The 18,148-nt window shown below is 40.5% G+C and carries 14 protein-coding genes, 5 tRNA genes and 1 riboswitch; of the genes, 1 reads left to right on the top strand and 18 read right to left on the bottom strand.

All coding sequences use genetic code 11. The features are described 5' to 3' along the window. Positions 1-31: 31 nt before the first annotated feature. The 18 genes from rpoB to HUK45_RS08050 form a co-directional block, all read right to left on the bottom strand. A complete protein-coding gene (rpoB, locus tag HUK45_RS08135; protein WP_191911913.1) occupies positions 32-3,652 on the bottom strand; it encodes a DNA-directed RNA polymerase subunit beta in 3,621 nt (1,206 codons plus the stop codon). Positions 3,653-3,876: 224 nt separating this feature from the next. Continuing rightward, a complete protein-coding gene (locus tag HUK45_RS08130; RefSeq protein WP_191911912.1) occupies positions 3,877-4,470 on the bottom strand; it encodes a TetR/AcrR family transcriptional regulator in 594 nt (197 codons plus the stop codon). 234 nt (positions 4,471-4,704) lie between these two features. Further along, positions 4,705-7,182 carry an ATP-dependent Clp protease ATP-binding subunit gene (locus HUK45_RS08125; protein WP_191911911.1) on the bottom strand — a complete coding sequence of 826 codons (2,478 nt, stop codon included), beginning with the start codon at positions 7,180-7,182 and terminating at the stop codon, positions 4,705-4,707. Between the two features lie 14 nt (positions 7,183-7,196). Beyond that, positions 7,197-7,664 carry a CtsR family transcriptional regulator gene (locus HUK45_RS08120; RefSeq protein ID WP_191911910.1) on the bottom strand — a complete coding sequence of 156 codons (468 nt, stop codon included), beginning with the start codon at positions 7,662-7,664 and terminating at the stop codon, positions 7,197-7,199. Between the two features lie 396 nt (positions 7,665-8,060). Beyond that, on the bottom strand, positions 8,061-9,083 hold the full coding sequence (gene adhP / locus HUK45_RS08115; protein ID WP_003716637.1) for an alcohol dehydrogenase AdhP: 1,023 nt from the start codon (positions 9,081-9,083) through the stop codon (positions 8,061-8,063). A 199-nt stretch (positions 9,084-9,282) separates the two neighbouring features. Further along, positions 9,283-10,323, bottom strand: a complete 1,041-nt coding sequence (locus tag HUK45_RS08110) for a serine hydrolase domain-containing protein (RefSeq protein WP_191911909.1) — start codon at positions 10,321-10,323, stop codon at positions 9,283-9,285. Between the two features lie 118 nt (positions 10,324-10,441). After that, positions 10,442-10,515: transfer RNA gene (locus HUK45_RS08105), tRNA-Pro, on the bottom strand. Between the two features lie 49 nt (positions 10,516-10,564). Further along, positions 10,565-10,638 (bottom strand) — tRNA-Arg (locus HUK45_RS08100). 6 nt (positions 10,639-10,644) lie between these two features. Beyond that, positions 10,645-10,716 (bottom strand) — tRNA-Gly (locus tag HUK45_RS08095). An 83-nt stretch (positions 10,717-10,799) separates the two neighbouring features. Further along, positions 10,800-10,882 (bottom strand) — tRNA-Leu (locus tag HUK45_RS08090). 3 nt (positions 10,883-10,885) lie between these two features. Continuing rightward, positions 10,886-10,958 (bottom strand) — tRNA-Val (locus HUK45_RS08085). Between the two features lie 64 nt (positions 10,959-11,022). Next, positions 11,023-11,664: a deoxynucleoside kinase gene (locus HUK45_RS08080; protein ID WP_191911908.1), complete on the bottom strand. Its 642-nt coding sequence runs from the start codon at positions 11,662-11,664 to the stop codon at positions 11,023-11,025. A gap of 159 nt (positions 11,665-11,823) precedes the next feature. Then, positions 11,824-13,302 carry an amino acid permease gene (locus tag HUK45_RS08075; RefSeq protein WP_191911907.1) on the bottom strand — a complete coding sequence of 493 codons (1,479 nt, stop codon included), beginning with the start codon at positions 13,300-13,302 and terminating at the stop codon, positions 11,824-11,826. A gap of 99 nt (positions 13,303-13,401) precedes the next feature. Beyond that, positions 13,402-13,575: riboswitch (Lysine riboswitch) on the bottom strand. 48 nt (positions 13,576-13,623) lie between these two features. Continuing rightward, positions 13,624-14,097 (bottom strand): GNAT family N-acetyltransferase, encoded by a 474-nt coding sequence (locus HUK45_RS08070; protein ID WP_191911906.1) that lies wholly within the window; start codon positions 14,095-14,097, stop codon positions 13,624-13,626. Positions 14,098-14,167: 70 nt separating this feature from the next. Continuing rightward, the gene (locus tag HUK45_RS08065; protein WP_191911905.1) at positions 14,168-14,842 is read right to left on the bottom strand and encodes a phosphatase PAP2 family protein; all 675 of its coding nucleotides are present in this window, start codon (positions 14,840-14,842) and stop codon (positions 14,168-14,170) included. Between the two features lie 49 nt (positions 14,843-14,891). Further along, positions 14,892-15,365: a threonine/serine exporter family protein gene (locus tag HUK45_RS08060; protein WP_191911904.1), complete on the bottom strand. Its 474-nt coding sequence runs from the start codon at positions 15,363-15,365 to the stop codon at positions 14,892-14,894. A gap of 9 nt (positions 15,366-15,374) precedes the next feature. Then, positions 15,375-16,130 carry a threonine/serine exporter family protein gene (locus tag HUK45_RS08055; protein ID WP_191911903.1) on the bottom strand — a complete coding sequence of 252 codons (756 nt, stop codon included), beginning with the start codon at positions 16,128-16,130 and terminating at the stop codon, positions 15,375-15,377. A gap of 121 nt (positions 16,131-16,251) precedes the next feature. After that, a complete protein-coding gene (locus HUK45_RS08050) occupies positions 16,252-16,917 on the bottom strand; it encodes a metal-dependent transcriptional regulator (protein ID WP_191911902.1) in 666 nt (221 codons plus the stop codon). 183 nt (positions 16,918-17,100) lie between these two features. Between HUK45_RS08050 and HUK45_RS08045 the strand changes: the two genes are divergently transcribed. Next, a complete protein-coding gene (locus tag HUK45_RS08045; RefSeq protein ID WP_191911916.1) occupies positions 17,101-18,003 on the top strand; it encodes a cation diffusion facilitator family transporter in 903 nt (300 codons plus the stop codon). The last annotated feature ends 145 nt before the right edge of the window (positions 18,004-18,148 follow it).

Genomic DNA, 18,148 nt, shown 5'->3' with positions numbered 1-18,148 from the left:
TTTAGTAGTTTACGTTCAGCACTAAGTAAAATTAGTCTTGCTTAGTCTTGTCTTGTTCATCAGTTGTTGCAGCTGATTTATTATCGGTAGACGTCTCGTCTTTCTTTTCTTCAGCATTGTGCTTTGCAGCATACTTAGCTAAAGCATCAACATTAACAACTTCATCATCGTCTTCATCCATGTTCTTCAATTGAACTTCATTCTGGTTACCGTCAAGAACCTTCATATCAAGACCTAATGCCTGTAATTCCTTAACAAGAACCCGGAATGATTCAGGAACACCTGGTTTTGGAATTGGTTCACCATTAATAATGGCATCGTAAGTCCGAACACGACCAACAGTATCATCTGACTTGTAAGTAAGGATTTCTTGAAGGGTGTAAGCAGCACCGTAAGCTTCAAGGGCCCAAACTTCCATTTCACCGAACCGCTGACCACCAAACTGAGCTTTACCACCCAATGGCTGTTGAGTAACAAGTGAGTATGGACCAGTAGAACGAGCGTGAATCTTATCGTCAACCATGTGGGCTAACTTAAGGTAATGCATTGAACCAACGGCAATCCGGTTTTCAAATGGTTCACCTGTCCGACCATCATAAAGAATTGTCTTACCGTCTTCAGGGAACCCGGATTCCTTAACAGCATCCCAAACATCCTTATCAGTAGCACCATCGAATACTGGTGTTGCCATGTGAATTCCAAGACGCTTTGCAGCCATCCCTAAGTGCAATTCAAGCAACTGTCCGATGTTCATACGACTTGGCACACCCATTGGACTTAACATAATGTCGATTGGTGTACCATCTGGCATATATGGCATATCTTCTTCAGGAACAACGATAGAAACAGTCCCCTTGTTACCGTGACGACCTGACATCTTATCACCGACTTGGATCTTCCGCTTTTGAGCAATGTAAACCCGAACCATGGTGTTAACACCTGGTGAAAGTTCATCCCCATTTTCACGGGTAAAGACCTTAACGTCTTGGATAATACCGCCACCACCGTGAGGAACACGGAGAGAAGTATCACGAACTTCACGTGACTTTTCACCAAAGATAGCGTGAAGCAACCGTTCTTCAGCAGATAATTCTGTCATTCCCTTAGGAGTAACCTTACCTACTAAAATATCGCCGTCGTGAACTTCAGCACCAATCCGGACAATCCCATTTTCGTCCAGATCCTTAAGTGCATCGTCACCAACGTTAGGAATTTCGCGAGTCATTTCTTCAGGTCCTAACTTAGTTTCCCGAGCTTCTGATTCGTATGACTCGATATGGATTGATGTATAAACATCATCCTTAACTAACCGTTCGCTAATTGCGATGGCATCTTCGAAGTTGTAACCTTGCCAAGTCATGAAGGCAATCAATGGATTTTGACCTAAGGCTAATTCACCTTGTTCCATTGATGGTCCATCAGCAAGAACGTCATCAGCATCTACATGTTCGCCAACCTTAACGATTGGACGTTGGTTGTAGTTCTTGCCACCGTTAGAACGACGGAACTTCATCAGCTTGTAAGTATCAAGAGTGCCATCTTCTTCACGAACACGAACTTCGCGAGCATCAACATATTCAACTGTCCCTGACTTCTTAGCAATCATGGCCACCCCAGAGTCATGGGCTGCTTTGTAGTCAATTCCAGTACTTACTAATGGTGCATGTGGGTTCAACAATGGAACAGCTTGCCGCTGCATGTTGGCACCCATCAAGGCACGGTTAGAGTCATCGTTTTCAAGGAATGGAATACATGCGGAAGCAACGGAGACAACTTGTTTTGGAGAAACGTCCATGTAGTCGACGTTCTCAACGCTCGTTTCAATGTAATCATCCTTATCACGACACATAACTTGGTCTTGAGCAAATGAACCATCATCATTCAAAGGCGTGTTAGCCTGAGCAATGATGTAGTTATCTTCTTCGTCGGCTGTTAAGTAGTCGATCTTATCAGTAACTTTATGGGTCTTCCATGAAACACGACGGTATGGAGTTTCGATGAATCCATACTTATTAACACGAGCATATGATGAAAGACTGTTAATCAAACCAATGTTAGGACCTTCAGGAGTTTCAATTGGGCACATCCGACCATAGTGAGTATAGTGCACATCACGAACTTCATATCCGGCCCGATCACGAGTTAAACCACCAGGACCAAGAGCAGAAAGGCGCCGCTTATGAGTTAATTCGCCAAGTGGGTTAGTCTGATCCATAAACTGTGACAATTGTGAAGAACCAAAGAATTCACGAATTGAGGCAACAACTGGCCGAATATTAATCAGTTGTTGTGGTGTAACAGTGTCAGGATCTTGAATTGACATCCGTTCCCGAACAACCCGTTCCATCCGTGCTAAACCAATCCGGAATTGGTTCTGCAATAATTCACCAACTGAACGAATCCGCCGGTTACCTAAGTGGTCAATATCATCGGTTGTCCCAATACCTTCTTGCAAGTTGAAGAAGTAGTTCAATGAGGCAAGAATATCAGCTGGTTCAATATGCTTGTATTCCAATGGAATGTGGCCATTACCGATAATTGGTACAACCCGTTCTGGATCTTCGTGGGAGTAAACCAAAACTTTTTGAAGCTTTACTGGTTCAGTAACCACAGCTTCATCAGAAGGAGTGTAGGTAATCATCTTAAAATCATCACGATCTAAGTATGGTTCCAACTTCTTCAATACTTCCTTAGTAACCTTGTCGCCCTTTTGAGCAAGGACTTCACCAGTATCTGGATCGGCAAGGGTTTCAGCTAAGGTTTCACCAAGAAGACGGTACTTCAACATTAACTTCTTGTTAGTCTTGTATCGACCGACCGGAGCCATATCATAACGCTTAGGATCAAAGAACCGTGCAGTTAACAGGTTCCGAGCTGAGTCGGCAGTCTTAGGTTCACCTGGACGAAGACGTTCGTAGATATCTTTGAGTGCTTCTTCAACCCGAGAGTCTTCAGCATTCTTATGAACATCCTTATCCAAAGTTAATGATAAGGTCTCACTGTTGCCGCCAAACATATCAATGATTTCATCATCTGAACCAAAGCCAAGCGCCCGGATTAATTCAGTCATTGGCAGCTTACGAGTCCGGTCAATTCGAACGTAAGAAATGTTCTTAGCATCAGTTTCGTATTCAAGCCAGGCACCACGGTTAGGAATAAAGGTAGCACCATAACTTGGCCGACCGTTCTTGCCAGCTTCTTCACTATAGTAAACACCTGGTGACCGAACTAATTGAGAAACAATAACCCGTTCAGCACCATTAATAATGAAGGTCCCTTGATCTGTCATTAATGGGAATTCACCAAAGAAAACATCTTGAGACTTAATTTCCCCAGTCTCATGGTTAGTAAGACGCAAAGTAACGTGAAGTGGTGCTGAGTAATTTGCATCATGTTCACGTGCTTCATCAACAGTATACTTAGGTTCCAAAAGTTGATAGTCAACGAATTCCAATGATAACTTCCCTTGGAAATCATCAATTGGCATAATATCATCAAACATTTCCCGCAAACCTTTATCCATGAACCAGTTATATGAGTCCGTTTGGATTTCAATCAGGTTTGGCAACTCGAGAACTTCTTTGATTCGGGAGTAGCTACGACGGGTACGGTGCTTACCGTATTTAACTAAATGTCCGGCCAAACTGTTCACCTCTCTAATTTATTCAGTGAGTTCAAATATTACAATTTGGTTACAAATGAACTAAAATCATAATTTTGAGCAAAAAAAATCCAAAAACAGTTAAAAACTGCCTTTGGTTTTATTTACTGAACCTAATGGACAATAGATCATTAAGTTCATATGAGAACTCACAATTACATACTTTTGTAGTATATAAGATAATTTATTAAATGTCAATAGAGTTACTCAACTAATTATTTTGTTTTTGAGAGTCCGCTAATAATGCAGTCCAAAATTAATTGATCACGCTGATCGTCACTAATATTGTGCCCGCCGATTGGTTGGTAAGTACCAAAAATTGGCGAGATACCTGCTAAGAACAATTCAGCAGCCTCTTGCGGCAAAATATCAGGGCGCAATTCAACTTCAGGTTGCTTAAAGTACTCAGCAATTGGTTGAAGATAATCCATTGCAAGAATCATGTTCAATTTTTGTTGGGAACTCCTTGAAAGCAAACTAACTGCTTGGTGGTATTGATCGTAAATACTTACTGGGTGATGCTTTTTCAGCGCAACCGCAATTTGCCACAATTGTTCGTTAGGCGTCAGCTTATGTTTCCGCATTACCTTATTGATATCCTTGCGAACCTTACTACTCAAATTAGTCATCACGTCTAGATAGAGGACTTCCTTATCGCTAAAGTGGTGGTAAAGAGCCGGTTGAGTAATCCCAACTTGCTTAGCGATATCACGAGTAGAAGTTTCACCGAAGCCTTTTTGTAAGAAGAGCTTAGTTGCCGTTCTCATAATTGACTGTCGTGTTTTTTCAAGCTGTTCAGCTCTCTTCATACTTTACTATCTCCTAACATATTAATCACATTATAAATATATAATGCCACCAAAGCTCTGATTTGACAAGCTTTTAGGCAAAATTATCTCCTTTCTAATCAGATATAGATAAAATAATATTGCTATTCTTATTAATTTCAATTGAACAGATGATAACAGAAATGTTTAATAATTTTCCGTAAACAAAAAGGCTTCAACGTTTAGAAAGCTAAACGTCAAAGCGCATTTTTAATTTTAATTTTTCACCATTCGCTCATGATGATCATTTTTTACTTTCAAGGTAATTTTACCTTGGTGGGCACCAACAACAACGTTATCACCAGTTTTAACATTGCCGCTTAATAACGCAGTGCTTAACGGATCCTCAATTAGATCCTGCAATGCCCGTCGTAATGGCCGAGCACCATATGCCGGATCATAACCCTCAGTCGCAACAACATCAATGGCTGCAGGTGTAACTTTTAGGTTAATTCCTTGTTCGGCAACTCGCGCTCTTAATTGGGCAACCATTAATTTAACAATTTGATGAAGTTCATCCTTTTGTAAGGAGTGGAAAATCACTGTTTCATCAATCCGGTTCAGAAATTCGGGACGGAAATGCAGCTTCAATTGTTGACGAATTGCAGATGCCATTGCCTGATAGTCCTGGCTAACATCACGCGCGCCAAATCCGACCTCTTTTTCATCCTGAAGCTGAGTAGCACCCAAATTAGATGTCATAATAATGATGGTATTACGGAAGTCAACTTTTCGCCCCTTAGCATCAGTCAAGTAACCATCGTCGAGAACCTGAAGCAGTAAATTAAAGACATCAGGGTGTGCTTTTTCCGCTTCATCTAATAGAACAACCGAATACGGGTGTTGCCGAACCTTTTCGGTTAATTGACCACCTTCATCATAGCCAACATAACCTGGAGCAGCACCGATTAAACGACTAGTACTGTACTTTTCCATGTATTCAGACATGTCAATTCGGATCATATTATCTTCAGAGCCAAACATTGCTGCCGCTAAAGCCTTAGCTAATTCCGTTTTTCCTACTCCTGTTGGCCCAAGGAACATAAATGATCCAATTGGCCGTTGCGGATCCTTTAACCCGCTCCTTGCTCGACGGATTGCCTTTGCAACTACTGATACAGCCTCATTTTGACCAATAACCCGATTATGAAGAACCTTTTCGAGGTTAACCAGCCGTTCACTCTCGCTCTTTTTAAGCTGAGTTAACGGAACACCAGTCCATTCAGCGACAATTTTTGCAACATCTTCTCCTGTCGTATGGAGCTTTTGCCGCGCGGATTGTTGTTCAGCCTCTTTCTGTTGCTCGTCAACTTTAGCCTTCAATGTTAACTCCTCTTGCCGGAGATTAGCTGCTTCATCAAAATCCTGATTCTCAATTGCAGCTTCCTTTTGTTGCCGTAGCTGTGCTAATTTGATGGTCAATGATGGTTGATGATTTCCCTTTTCTTCGGCATCGATCCTTACCATTGAGGAGGCTTCATCAATTAAATCAATCGCCTTATCCGGCAAATAACGGTCCGTGATATACCGACTTGATAATTTAACGGCCTGCTTTAATGCAGCATCATCAATTTTTACATGATGATGTTCCTCATACTTTGGTCGCAAGCCATTCAGGATCTGCAAAGCAACATTTTCAGTTGGCTCTTCAACCTGAACAGTTGCAAACCGCCGTTCTAGTGCGGCATCGGATTCAATATACTTTTGGTACTCATCAAGAGTCGTGGCCCCAATTGTCTGCAAATCACCGCGAGCAAGCGCAGGCTTTAAAATATTTGAAGCATCGATCGCTCCTTCAGCACCACCAGCACCAATCAAAGTATGTAATTCATCAATGAAGAGGATCACATGACCATCTTTTTGAATCTCATCAATAACCTTTTTCAACCGATCCTCAAACTCGCCACGATACTTAGTCCCAGCAACTAACGATCCCATATCAAGCATCATCAGCCGTTTCTGTGCCAAGTCTTCAGGAACTTCATTGTTAGCCATTCGCTGAGCTAGTTCCTCAGCAATTGCCGTCTTTCCGACACCGGGTTCCCCAATTAACACTGGATTATTCTTTGTTCGGCGACTTAAGATCTGTTCTACCCGCCGTAATTCATTGTCGCGACCAATTACGGGATCAAGTTTGCCATCCCTTGCCATCTGGGTCATATCGCGTGCAAGCTTGTCAAGAGTTGGCGTCTCCGATCTTCGTGCACGTTGTCCTGGCTGTCTTCCCAACCGCTGTCGTGCTTGAATATCTGATATACCAAGACGACGTAAGGTTACTTTGCGGATTTGTCGTGGCAATACATCTAAACTCATTAAAATCCTGGAAGAGAGGATCCCCTCATCCGAAATCAACGCAAGCAGTAAATGCTCAGTACCAATTTTCAAAGCGTTCAACTGTTGTGCTTCTTGTCCCGCTAGCGCTAATACTTGACGCGCTTTAGGAGAATATGGAAGGTAATCGGCTGGGCCCATGTCATCCATTGTCCCATAGCCAATCATCCGCTCGATTTCTTCTTGAATATCATCGCTAGTAATGGAGAATTGCTCAAAAATTTTGCTAGCAATCCCCTCCCTTTCAATTGCCAACGCGAGTAATAAGTGTTCAGTACCAACGGCTTGGTGCTTAAAGTACTTTGCTTGTTCATGGGCGAGTGCCAAGACGTGTTTGGCACTTGGTGTAAACATATTATCCATTAACTGCTTTCCTCCTAGCTCTCATACCGTAAACGATTAAGCATTGAAATTAAAATTCTTGCTCTTAACCGAGCTTCAACATTACAATCATTCACATTTAGGGTTTGCTTTGACAAGGCAACTAATATTAAGTCCCCCTCTCGCCTTGTCAACACTTTTTCATCATAAAGTGTTCGAATAATGTCATAAGCATCACGCTCACTAATTGAATCCCCAATTGCTTGGATTAGTGAGTTTAACACATCAACATTATCAAGTAAATTAACGCGCTCAATTCGAATATAGCCGCCACCACCACGTTTACTTTGCACTAGGTATCCATGCTGAATAGTAAATCGGGTTTTAATTACATAATTAATTTGTGACGGAACAACATCAAAATGATTGGCAATTTCCGAACGACGAATTTCAATTTGAGATGACTCACCAAGGATTTGTTTCAAATACTCCTCAATAATGTCAGAAATACTTTTCTCTTCCATCCCATCACCTCCAAATTTCTTGACTAATCTTGACCAAATTTTACCACAATATTAAATCAGGGACCAGAAAACTATCTCACTAAAAGAATAAGCATCAGCAAATCATTTAAGAAAAAGACCGTGACATACTTTCCTTTGCTGAGATAAAAAGGCAAATAACACATAACATATAAAGCCCCCAGAGTTTGACTTCACCTTACTCTAGGAGCTTATTTACGTTTGAGAGTGGGACAGAACTAGCTTGTCTAGTTCGTTGTCTCACCTCCGTCGACGCGAAACTAGTCTGTAGGAAAGATGGCTACTGCGCTGTTATATTAACTATCTTTAAAATAGCAAAGAGACTGAGTTAGTTCTCAGCCTCTCTCGCTAAATTTCAAAAAGGGGATATTTTATAGATTAATCTTCTAAGCTGAAGTCAACAACGTTCCGACCAACAACCTTGTTATCCTTTAATTCTTGGATCATGTCATTGATTTCGCTTAACTTCCGAGTCTTAACAATTGGGTGAACCTTGCCTTCAGCACCAAATTGGAAACATTCAGCCAAGTCTTGACGAGTACCAACTAATGAACCAGCAACGATAATCCCGTCAAGAACAGTCTTAGCAATGTTAAGCTTCATGTCACCTTGTGGAAGAGCAACGGCAACCAACTTACCATCTGGACGAAGTGAATCAACGGCTTGGTCAAATGCTGAAGCTGAAACAGCAGTTACAACAGCAGCGTGGACACCGCCAACCTTTTCTTGGATTTGCTTATCAACATCGCCATCGTGACGGTTAATAACGATTTCAGCACCGTTTTCCTTAGCAGCTTCAAGCTTTTCAGGGTTACCATCAACGGCAATAACGTGAGCGCCGAAAACATTGTGGGCAAATTGAATACCCAAGTTACCAAGACCACCGGCACCAACAATAGATACCCATTGACCTGGCTTGATGTCAGCAACCTTCAATGCCTTGTACATAGTAACACCGGCACAAGTTAATGAAGTAGCTTCAACTGGGTCAAGGCCTTCTGGAACCTTAACAGCGTAATCAGCAGGAACGATACATTGTTGAGCCATTGCACCATCAGCAGTGTAACCAGCATTCAAAACGTTCCGACAAAGTGTTTCACGACCAGTGAGGCAGTATTCACAGTGTCCACAACCCTTGAAGAACCAAGCAATTGATACCCGATCCCCAACCTTTAAGGAAGTAACACCAGGAGCAACTTTAGATACACGACCAACACCTTCGTGACCAATAATCCGTCCTGGCTTCTTACCAAAATCACCAGCAGCAACGTGCAAGTCGGTGTGACAAAGACCACAATATTCCATGTCAACTAGGGCTTCACCAGGTTTAAGATCCCGAAGTTGAACATCCTTAACAGTAACGTAACCATCTACTGGATCGTTAATAACAGCAGCTTTCATAATCTAAAATCTCCTTTGAACTTGTTATCATTTACACAAAATATAATAACAAATTCATTTTGGTTTTTAAAGCGCTTTTGTGAATAAATAAACAGAAAATCAACAGACCAATATCCCATTAGTCTCTTATTAATTTACTGAAGCTAGCATCACTTAATCAATACCAATTGTGAGCGTTTTAGCAAATAAATTTTATGCACTATGGCTGAATTTGTTCACCATAGTAAATTTCATAAAGGTCTTCAGCAGTTTGGCGAAGGGTTTGATAATCAATATTATTAGTAAACAGCATCAACGTTCGTTTAGTTTTATAATCCGCAAAAAAACAGCAATTATATCCTGGCTCACTACCATTAGCCCGAATAACTGTTCCTTGAAAATAAACGCCACCAAAATAAGCTTCACGCTGGCTCTTTGGTTGGTTAGCAAAGTTCTTAATAAGTTTTGGTTTACTGATTACGTCGTGGTAAATAAATTTCCAATAGTTTAATGGCGAAAGCAATAAATCACCAGCACCAATTTCTGACGAAGCAGTTTGTGATAGCATCTGCCAAGTCACACCCGGCTGCATAGTTTGCAATACTTGACGTGGCTTTACCTGATACACCATTTTTAGCTGATGGTGATTCACTGACTTCAAAACCGTCTTTTTTATAAAACGAGCGTAATTATCATGTGTTCGCTGGCGAATAATAGCACCTAATACCTCAAAATCAATATCCTGATAATTCCAATCATGACTGGCGGTATTCTTAAAATGATGAAGGAAGAAATGTTCCTGACTTTTTTCATTATTTAAAGTTTTCTTCGGCAACGCACCATCATTTTGCAAACCACTTGTATGGGTCATTAACTGTTGTAACGTTATTTGGTTGCTCCCTTGGATTTGGGGATAATATTTACTTAGTGGCGTCTTCCACTTCAACTCTCCCTTTTGAACGAGCTGGTATATCGCAACCCCCGTTATCAATTTTTGTAACGAACCAATTGGAAATAGAGCATTAGGAGTAACAACCTGTGCTGGGTTAGCTGTAATTTTATTTTTTAAGACTAATGGTTGATCCCGCTTCCCATTAACTAGGATAATTCCATTGATATGGTGATCATGAAGGTATGTCTGTAATTCTACCTTGGTCTTCCCATCAACCTGACTGGCGTTCACATTTTTTTGTGGACTCCAAAGAAGCACACCCAAAATAATTACCGGTATTAATAATAAGTAGAATAATTTCCTTGTCATAAGCCGTTCCTAAGAATTAAAGTGTAATTTAAAGTAAGGTGTCTTCACCAAGTCATTACTACTAAAAAAGCAGGATAGAACTAACAGCTTAGTTTCCCCGCTCTCTATATTATAATAATCGGAACTACAAGATTTGAACTTGCGACCTCTGCGTCCCGAACGCAGCGCTCTACCAAGCTGAGCTAAGTTCCGAAAAGAAAAAGCGTGACAACACTAAGTAGTGTGCCACGCATTCAAGTAGTGCACCCAGAAGGAGTCGAACCTTCAACCTTCTGATTCGTAGTCAGACACTCTATCCAATTGCGCTATGGGTGCATAAAGAGCGGAAGACGGGATTCGAACCCGCGACCCCCACCATGGCAAGGTGATGTTCTACCACTGAACTACTTCCGCATAACTGTTCTGCAACGATAATTAATATACCACGTGTCACAGACCGATGTCAATATGATTTTGAAATAAAGTCTTATTCCAAATGCGGATGAAGGGACTTGAACCCTTACATCTAAAAGATACAAGATCCTAAATCTTGCGCGTCTGCCAATTCCGCCACATCCGCATATGGAGGATACAGGGCTCGAACCTGTGACCTCCTGCTTGTAAGGCAGATGCTCTCCCAACTGAGCTAATCCTCCGAAAAATGATATATTCATAATGGAACTTTATTAATATATCATCATTTAAATTTAGTGTCAACAATTATTTTAAACCAAGTTCAATTAATTTTTGATCAATCATTTTCAACACTTGGCGTGCCGCCGCTGGATTCTCAACAAAGTCATACTTATCCCCATCAATCAACATCTTAGGACTAGCATCGTATTGTTGATACCAATCTCGGTAACGTTCATTAAGGTTTTTGTAGTAATTATAAAGGGATGGATCATTGGCAAGTTGTTCGTATGACCGACCACGCTTTTTTATTCGCTCCAGCATTGTTTCAAATGAAACTTGAATCGTAATTAGCAGATTAGGTGCTTTTTGGTGAGGTTGTTCAGGCAATTCTTCCATCATGTTGTGCAGTAATGATGAGTAAATATCTGATTCTGTTTCGGTTGCCCGCCCCATATCAGCATTAAGCTTAAACAACAATGCATCTTCAAAGATCGAGCGATCAAGGACATTTAAATCATTGCCAAAAGAATCTTTAATCTCATCTAGTCGGCGATTCAAAAAGTAAATCTGCAGTAAAAAGCCATACTTTTTCGGGTCCTTATAAAAGAGCGGCAAAATCTTATTATCATCAACAGATTCATAAAATGCTTGGCTATTCAAATGATCAGCCAGTAATCCGGTTAGACTTGTCTTCCCGGCACCAATTGTCCCTGCAAGTGCAATCATTAAATGCTTCTCCCCCTTTAAATTATAAAAAAGCAACTTTACTATTCTAACATTGAACATCAAAAAAAAGAAGAGACTGAATTAGAAGTCTCTTCCTAAATTCAAAGAGGATCCCTATACCTAAATTTTCCAGGTATAGAAACCCTCTTCAAATTTTAATTAATTTTGTTCCGGATCATACTTTTCACCCTTAGTCCGCCGAGAAAGATCTACCTTCTTCAACGGAATAATATGGGTCTTATAGCGAATTTTGTAGTAGAAGAACAAAATCAAGAATAGCGGCACACTCATGTATGTAATCAAAATATTTGACCAGTCAAGTTTTGCGAAGGCCTCAACATTCTGTCCACAAATAACAATTGTACAAAGAACAAACGCAAAAATTGGCCCAAAAGGATACAGAGTTGCGTGATATTTAAGTTCACTTACAGAATGACCTTGAGCAGTATAAGCTTTCCGGAACCGGTAATGTGAAATAGCAATCCCTAGCCATGCAATAAAGCCACAAAGTCCAGAAGCATCTGTTAGGTAGAGGTAAGCTTGAGGAACAACAAATTGAGTTGCAAATGCTAATGTCGACACAACCATCGTTCCAATTAGCGCATAAATCGGTATTCCGCGACGGTTAACATAGCCGAAAAATCGCCATGCATAACCTTCACGAGCCTGCGAGTAAAGCATCCGGGTTGAAGCATATAAACCAGAGTTAGCTGCAGAGACAACCGCAGTTAAGATAACTGCATTCATGATACTGGCAGCGACTGCTAATCCAGCCCGCTTAAAAATAATTGTAAACGGACTCATTGTAATGTTAGTCACATCCGAATTTAACAGGTTCTTATCTGTATATGGTAGGATACAAGCAATTACAAAAATTGCAAAAATATAGAAAAGAAGAATTCGCCAGAAAGTTGAATAAATCGCTTTTGAAATTGACTTTTCAGGAGTAGCAGCCTCCCCAGCAGTAATTCCCACTAATTCTGTCCCTTGAAAAGAGAAACCAGCAACCAAAAATACACTAATAATTGCTGGAATACCGCCAACAAATGGTGCTTTTTTGTAGTGGAAGTTACTAAAACCAACTGGTTGACCGCCCATAATTCCGAGAATGATTGCAACCCCGACAATTAAGAAAACGATCACGGTAATTACCTTAATTAATGCTAACCAGTATTCTGTTTCACCGTACGAACGAACCGACAAATAGTTAATAAGGAAAACTAAAACTAAGACAATTGTGCTAAATACCCAGCTAGGAACATGCGGTAGCCAGAAATTCATTACAATTCCCGCACTGGTTACATCGACTGGAATTGTAATCGCCCAGTTAAACCAGTAATTCCATCCCATTGCAAAGCCTAATGCAGGATCAACAAACTTTGATGAGAATGCAGAAAATGAACCAGTAAGCGGCATATAAGTTGACATTTCACCAAGGCTAGTCATCAAGAAATAAACCATAATACCCATGATTCCGTATGCAACTAAGGCTCCACCTGGTCCAGCGGTTGAGATTGCTGAACCACTAGTAATAAATAAACCAGTACCAATCGTTCCACCAAGAGCAATCATCGCCAGGTGACGTGTTTTAAGCGTTCTTTTTATCTGTCCCTGACCATTATCCGTGTCTTCTGTCATCTTAAATTCCTCCCGTAAATATCTGAGCGACTTACTCAATAAAAAAGGGTCTTCCAACAAGGCAACCCCATTAGAAGACCCAAGATTTATCATTGAATCGTTCAGTGAAGCGCCCCGCGATTTATCGCGACAGTCCATGACCTCTTCAATCATGACCCAATACTGCTCAGAATAAGCTAAACAGCATTTCGGCATTCTTTCCTTTCAAAACCACTCCGGAACTTATTTTCCTAATAGTTAATACTAATAAAGAATGCAACCTCTTCATTTCGATAACATTATACTCTCATCATTTAATAACGCAAGACATCATCGTGTGTCTTAGTGCTTCCAGAGTTCGATCATTCCTGAAGTTGTAGCGGTACGAATAAAATTGCATCGTTTTAAAACACCAATTGATGAAGTATTATTACCTTTTACCTCTGCAGTTACTACGATTTGGGAGCGACTTAGCTGATTACAAACAGCATTCACCCCTTCCGTCATGTATCCTTGATGCTGCTTCTGCGGAAGAAGCAGGTAGCCAATCTCATATTGTCCTGAAAGAATAACACCTGTTTTATCGTAAGAATGGAGAAGGATAATTAGTCCAAGCAATACTCGCTTTCTAATTTCCCTTATTTGCAGTAAACATTCCGTTTGGGCAAGCATTCCCAAAGTAGCTAGATCAACCTTCCTGGCTGTGACTAACCCTGCCTGCTGAAATAATGATTGATATTTTAGCAGCGGTGTTAGTTCGGTAATATTTTGTTGCCGAACCCTTTCAATAATAAGGCGTTTCGTTTTAATTTCCATTAAAAGATCATCCATTTCCCGGGAAATAAAAAACGCAAACAAATCAAAAATGATCCTTTGCGTTTTTCATTTAATAAATTGAGTTACTAAAGATTTTTAATTCGCGTAGTTTAGGTGCCCAAGCAACGTATAACCATTCAGCAACTTGAAGCCAAGCATATGCCAAAACCATTGCCGCAATAGTATCTACGGGCCAGTGAGCATATAAGTATACCCGTGAAACTGCCAAGAAGAAAATTGCAAAGATTAATAATAACTGGCAGATCGTCCGGACAGCTGCTTTCTGAATTATTGGAATTACCACAAGAAAAAGGATCCCGACGACCAGAAACAATCCAAGAGTATGACCACTTGGAAAACTATAGCCGTCATCGGCAGCTAAGTGTTGTGCTGGTCGTGCCCGTTTTACAAAATGCTTAACCAACGTTCCTACGACATCCCCACCAACAATTGTACAGATTGCCCATACTGCAGGAATCCGATAATTTCGTAACCATAAAGCAATTGCAATAATTAGGACCCATAGCAAGTCAAGTTTAGGACTTGCTAAAAAGGAAATCAAAGTCATCAGGGCATGGAACCAGCCAATATTTTCCAATCGTTGGCTAGTAAATAACGATTGAAAAACCGCATCCATTGTGGTTCCGATCGTTGAATTGAACTTAATCATTAGCATCAAAATAATAAAAACGATCCCGCTAATTGTAAATCGTTTCCACCGTTGATTATCTGGAACAATTAACATTATCTTTCTCCTATCATCAATTAAACATTAATTTAGAGTATACCATACCCTAGCTTTTTGATTTTGAAGTTTTTGATAAACTGATATGCAAGTAGTTTACCGCTCGAATTAACAGTTCGCCAAGTCCGAAACCAAGAGTAATCGCCCCAGCAATTACAATAACTTGATAAAGATATACTGTTGCCAATTGATAGTTACCAATTGCAAAATTACGGACAAGTTTGTAGGCCTGCCCTCCTGGAACAAACGGAACTAGAGCCGGAACATTAAATACAATCATTGGCATCTTCAGGTGACGAGCAGCAGCCATACTAAATAGGGAAATTAAAATGGCAGCGAAAAGATTACTAATCGCCAAACCGGTATGTTGATGATAATACATTATCCAATAGATGACCCAAACACCGCCACCAATAATTCCAGCTGTATTATACGCCCGCACTGGGATATGCAATAAAATACCGAAGCAAACAGTAGATACATATGAAAGAATAAATTGTATAAATAAGTTTTCCCAGTTCATTCGCTTCTCCTAACTAAAACGCATAATGATTACAATTGCACTACCAATCGCTACTGCAGTTAATATTGCTTCGATCCCTCGAGTTGGACCACTAATGAGATTACCAGAAACAAGGTCCCGAGCAGCGTTGGTTAGGGGAATCCCTGGTACCAGCGGCATTACGCCACCAATAATAATTGAATTTGCATTTTGAGTCCAGCCAAGTTTAACGGTTAGAATTGCTAAGCCACCAATAACTAACGACGCACAAAATTCACCAAGATACTGAATTTTAAATTTACGGACAACAAACGAAAGCACAGCATAACTTAAGCCGCCAATGATAAATGCCGCCCACCAGTCAACAACATCTCCAGTAAAGACAATCATCAAGGCTGCACTTAAAACAGCAGCGGCAAAAGCCTCTAATGGATTTTGCCACCATTCAGTTGTCTGGCGTTCAATTGATTTTAATTGAGCATGAGCCTCGGGTAATTCAATTAGCCCGCTTGCTAGTTCACGAGAAACTTCATTAACCGCTGCAACCTTACTAAGATCATTTTTTCGGCGTCGAATATCAGCAACCTGCGAATTAGGGAGATCGTCACTGCTCGCAACAATCCCGGTTAACGTTGTGAAAGCTTGAAATTTCCTCAAGCCGGCATTCCTTGCTATTCGATCTAAGGTATCGTTGACTCGTTCCATATTTGAACCATTTTCAATAAGCAGTCTTCCTGCTAGAACACAGGTCCGTAATGCAAGAATTCGTCGTTCTTCTGTTAGCATTAATGTTTTCCCTCCCGACGTTCCTAGTTCATGTTCCATCTCTACAAGAAGCTGAGTTGTTATCTTTTTCTAACGCTAAAGTAGCAAAAAGGGCCGAGCTAATTCTCGACCCTTTACATCACTATTTGTCTGAATTTTCGGCCTTAATAAAGATGTTATGTGACGCCTTATACGAAACATTTAGCGGGGTGTCTTCACCATCTTTTTCAATAACTAACGGCCCTTCAAACGGCTCGTGGCGAATTACTTTAATGGTATCATTTGGCCGGAGCTTTAACTCTTCAAGATATGTTAATAATTCATGGTTATCTAAAAACCGTTCAAGCTGAACTGTTTCACCATCATTTGCATCTGCCAGCAGACGGTGTGAAACATCAGGAAACTGTCCACTCGCTGATGGGATAACCCCACCATGAGGACATGCCTGCGGGTGTTGTAAAAAGTTATCTAATGCTGTTGCTAAACGGTCACTTGTTTGGTGTTCTAAGACTTCAGCTTCTGAGTGAACATCCGCAAAATTATAGTGAAGCTTATCAACAAGGAATGTTTCCCATAGGCGGTGCTTACGAACTAGCTCGGCTGCGTACTTCTGTCCCTTTTCGGTAAGTGAAATACCAGCATAGGGTTCATGAACTACTAGTCCTTCATCAGATAATTTTAAAACCATTTCTGTTACAGAACCTGCCGCTATACCTAGGCCTAACGAAATATCCTTATTTGAAACCTTTTTGTGACTACCACCTAGCTCAAAGATAATCTTAAGATAATCTTCTTTCATCGGTGTCAAGGGCTACATCCTCCTCTACTTTGTTTATCGGCCTACGAACGGTCATCTGGTTAATTTATAATAACATATTTGATTATAGCATAATCAATAAACATCTTCTTCGGATAACCTAATTTTTTTGTTAGTTAACAATTTAATATGCTAAACTTAGGAAGGAGATATCAAAGAAATGAGGAGTTTATGATGGATGAACAAATCACGGGAAAACGCTTTTTAGCGGTAACCGTACTAAACGTTCTGATTACTGTTGTTGAAATTATTGGGGGGCTAGTTTCAGGGAGTCTCGCCCTACTATCCGATGCCTTTCATAACTTAGGAGACTCATTTTCAATTGTTCTTGGCTATGTTGCCCAGTCGATTGCTAACAAGCCGGAAACAAGCAAACGGACATACGGATACCGTCGGGCTGAAATTCTTGCGGCAATGGTCAACGCTGCTTTCCTAATAATCGTCTCGGTTTTCTTAATTATCGAAGCCATTAAACGAATCCAGCAGCCCACACATATTAACGGTGAGATAATGTTAATCGTTGCCGTTGTTGGTTTAGTAGCGAACTTACTTTCAGCGGTTCTACTTCATTCTGGAAGCCACAATAACTTAAATGTAAAAGCAACTTACCTTCATGTCTTAAGTGACGCCTTATCATCATTTGCCGTAATTATTGGCGGTGTGATTCTAACATTTGTTAACCTCACCTGGCTTGATCCAGTTTTGACGATTGCGGTGGCAATTTACATTGCCTATGAGGCTTGGCCTGTAATCAAGCAAACCGTTACTATTCTAATGGAATCCGCACCAAAGCTTGACTATAACGGAATTGAACAAGATTTAGTTAAGATTGATGGTGTTACCGCGGTTCACCATGTTCACGCATGGATGATTGACGAGAAGCGAATCATCTTTTCCGCCCATCTAAACTGTCACGATATGAAGCTAAGCGATGTTGAAAAAATCTATAGTCAGGTCGATAAAATTCTCCGCGAAAAATATGGTATTTGTCACGTCACAATTCAAGCAGAATACCACCGGGGAAAAGACGAGGACTTTTTCGATACGGTGGTTGATGAAGAACATTTAATTAGATAGTAAAAGGGAGTCCGGAAAAATAATTGGGTATACACTTTCTGGTATTGATAAAAAATCAATGCCAGTTTTTTTGTACACAAAAAGGACAACTGCTGTCCTCGTGTTGTACAATCAATTCACCACAAAAATCATGTAAAGAAGGTTA

Source organism: Limosilactobacillus urinaemulieris (assembly GCF_014838745.1).
GTDB classification, from domain to species: Bacteria; Bacillota; Bacilli; order Lactobacillales; family Lactobacillaceae; genus Limosilactobacillus; species Limosilactobacillus urinaemulieris.
Note: the sequence above shows the minus strand (reverse complement) of the source record. Positions and strands in the feature narration are given on the sequence as shown.

Bases quoted from the DNA above. Each gene is read 5' to 3' on its own strand.
- HUK45_RS08070 (WP_191911906.1), bottom strand. From the start codon at position 14,097: ATGGAAATTAAAACGAAACGCCTTATTATTGAAAGGGTTCGGCAACAA.
- HUK45_RS08110 (WP_191911909.1), bottom strand. From the start codon at position 10,323: ATGACAAGGAAATTATTCTACTTATTATTAATACCGGTAATTATTTTG.
- HUK45_RS08080 (WP_191911908.1), bottom strand. From the start codon at position 11,664: ATGATTGCACTTGCAGGGACAATTGGTGCCGGGAAGACAAGTCTAACC.
- HUK45_RS08065 (WP_191911905.1), bottom strand. From the start codon at position 14,842: ATGTTAATTGTTCCAGATAATCAACGGTGGAAACGATTTACAATTAGC.
- HUK45_RS08125 (WP_191911911.1), bottom strand. From the start codon at position 7,182: ATGGATAATATGTTTACACCAAGTGCCAAACACGTCTTGGCACTCGCC.
- HUK45_RS08120 (WP_191911910.1), bottom strand. From the start codon at position 7,664: ATGGAAGAGAAAAGTATTTCTGACATTATTGAGGAGTATTTGAAACAA.
- HUK45_RS08075 (WP_191911907.1), bottom strand. From the start codon at position 13,302: ATGACAGAAGACACGGATAATGGTCAGGGACAGATAAAAAGAACGCTT.
- HUK45_RS08045 (WP_191911916.1), top strand. From the start codon at position 17,101: ATGGATGAACAAATCACGGGAAAACGCTTTTTAGCGGTAACCGTACTA.
- HUK45_RS08060 (WP_191911904.1), bottom strand. From the start codon at position 15,365: ATGAACTGGGAAAACTTATTTATACAATTTATTCTTTCATATGTATCT.
- HUK45_RS08130 (WP_191911912.1), bottom strand. From the start codon at position 4,470: ATGAAGAGAGCTGAACAGCTTGAAAAAACACGACAGTCAATTATGAGA.
- adhP (WP_003716637.1), bottom strand. From the start codon at position 9,083: ATGAAAGCTGCTGTTATTAACGATCCAGTAGATGGTTACGTTACTGTT.
- HUK45_RS08055 (WP_191911903.1), bottom strand. From the start codon at position 16,130: ATGCTAACAGAAGAACGACGAATTCTTGCATTACGGACCTGTGTTCTA.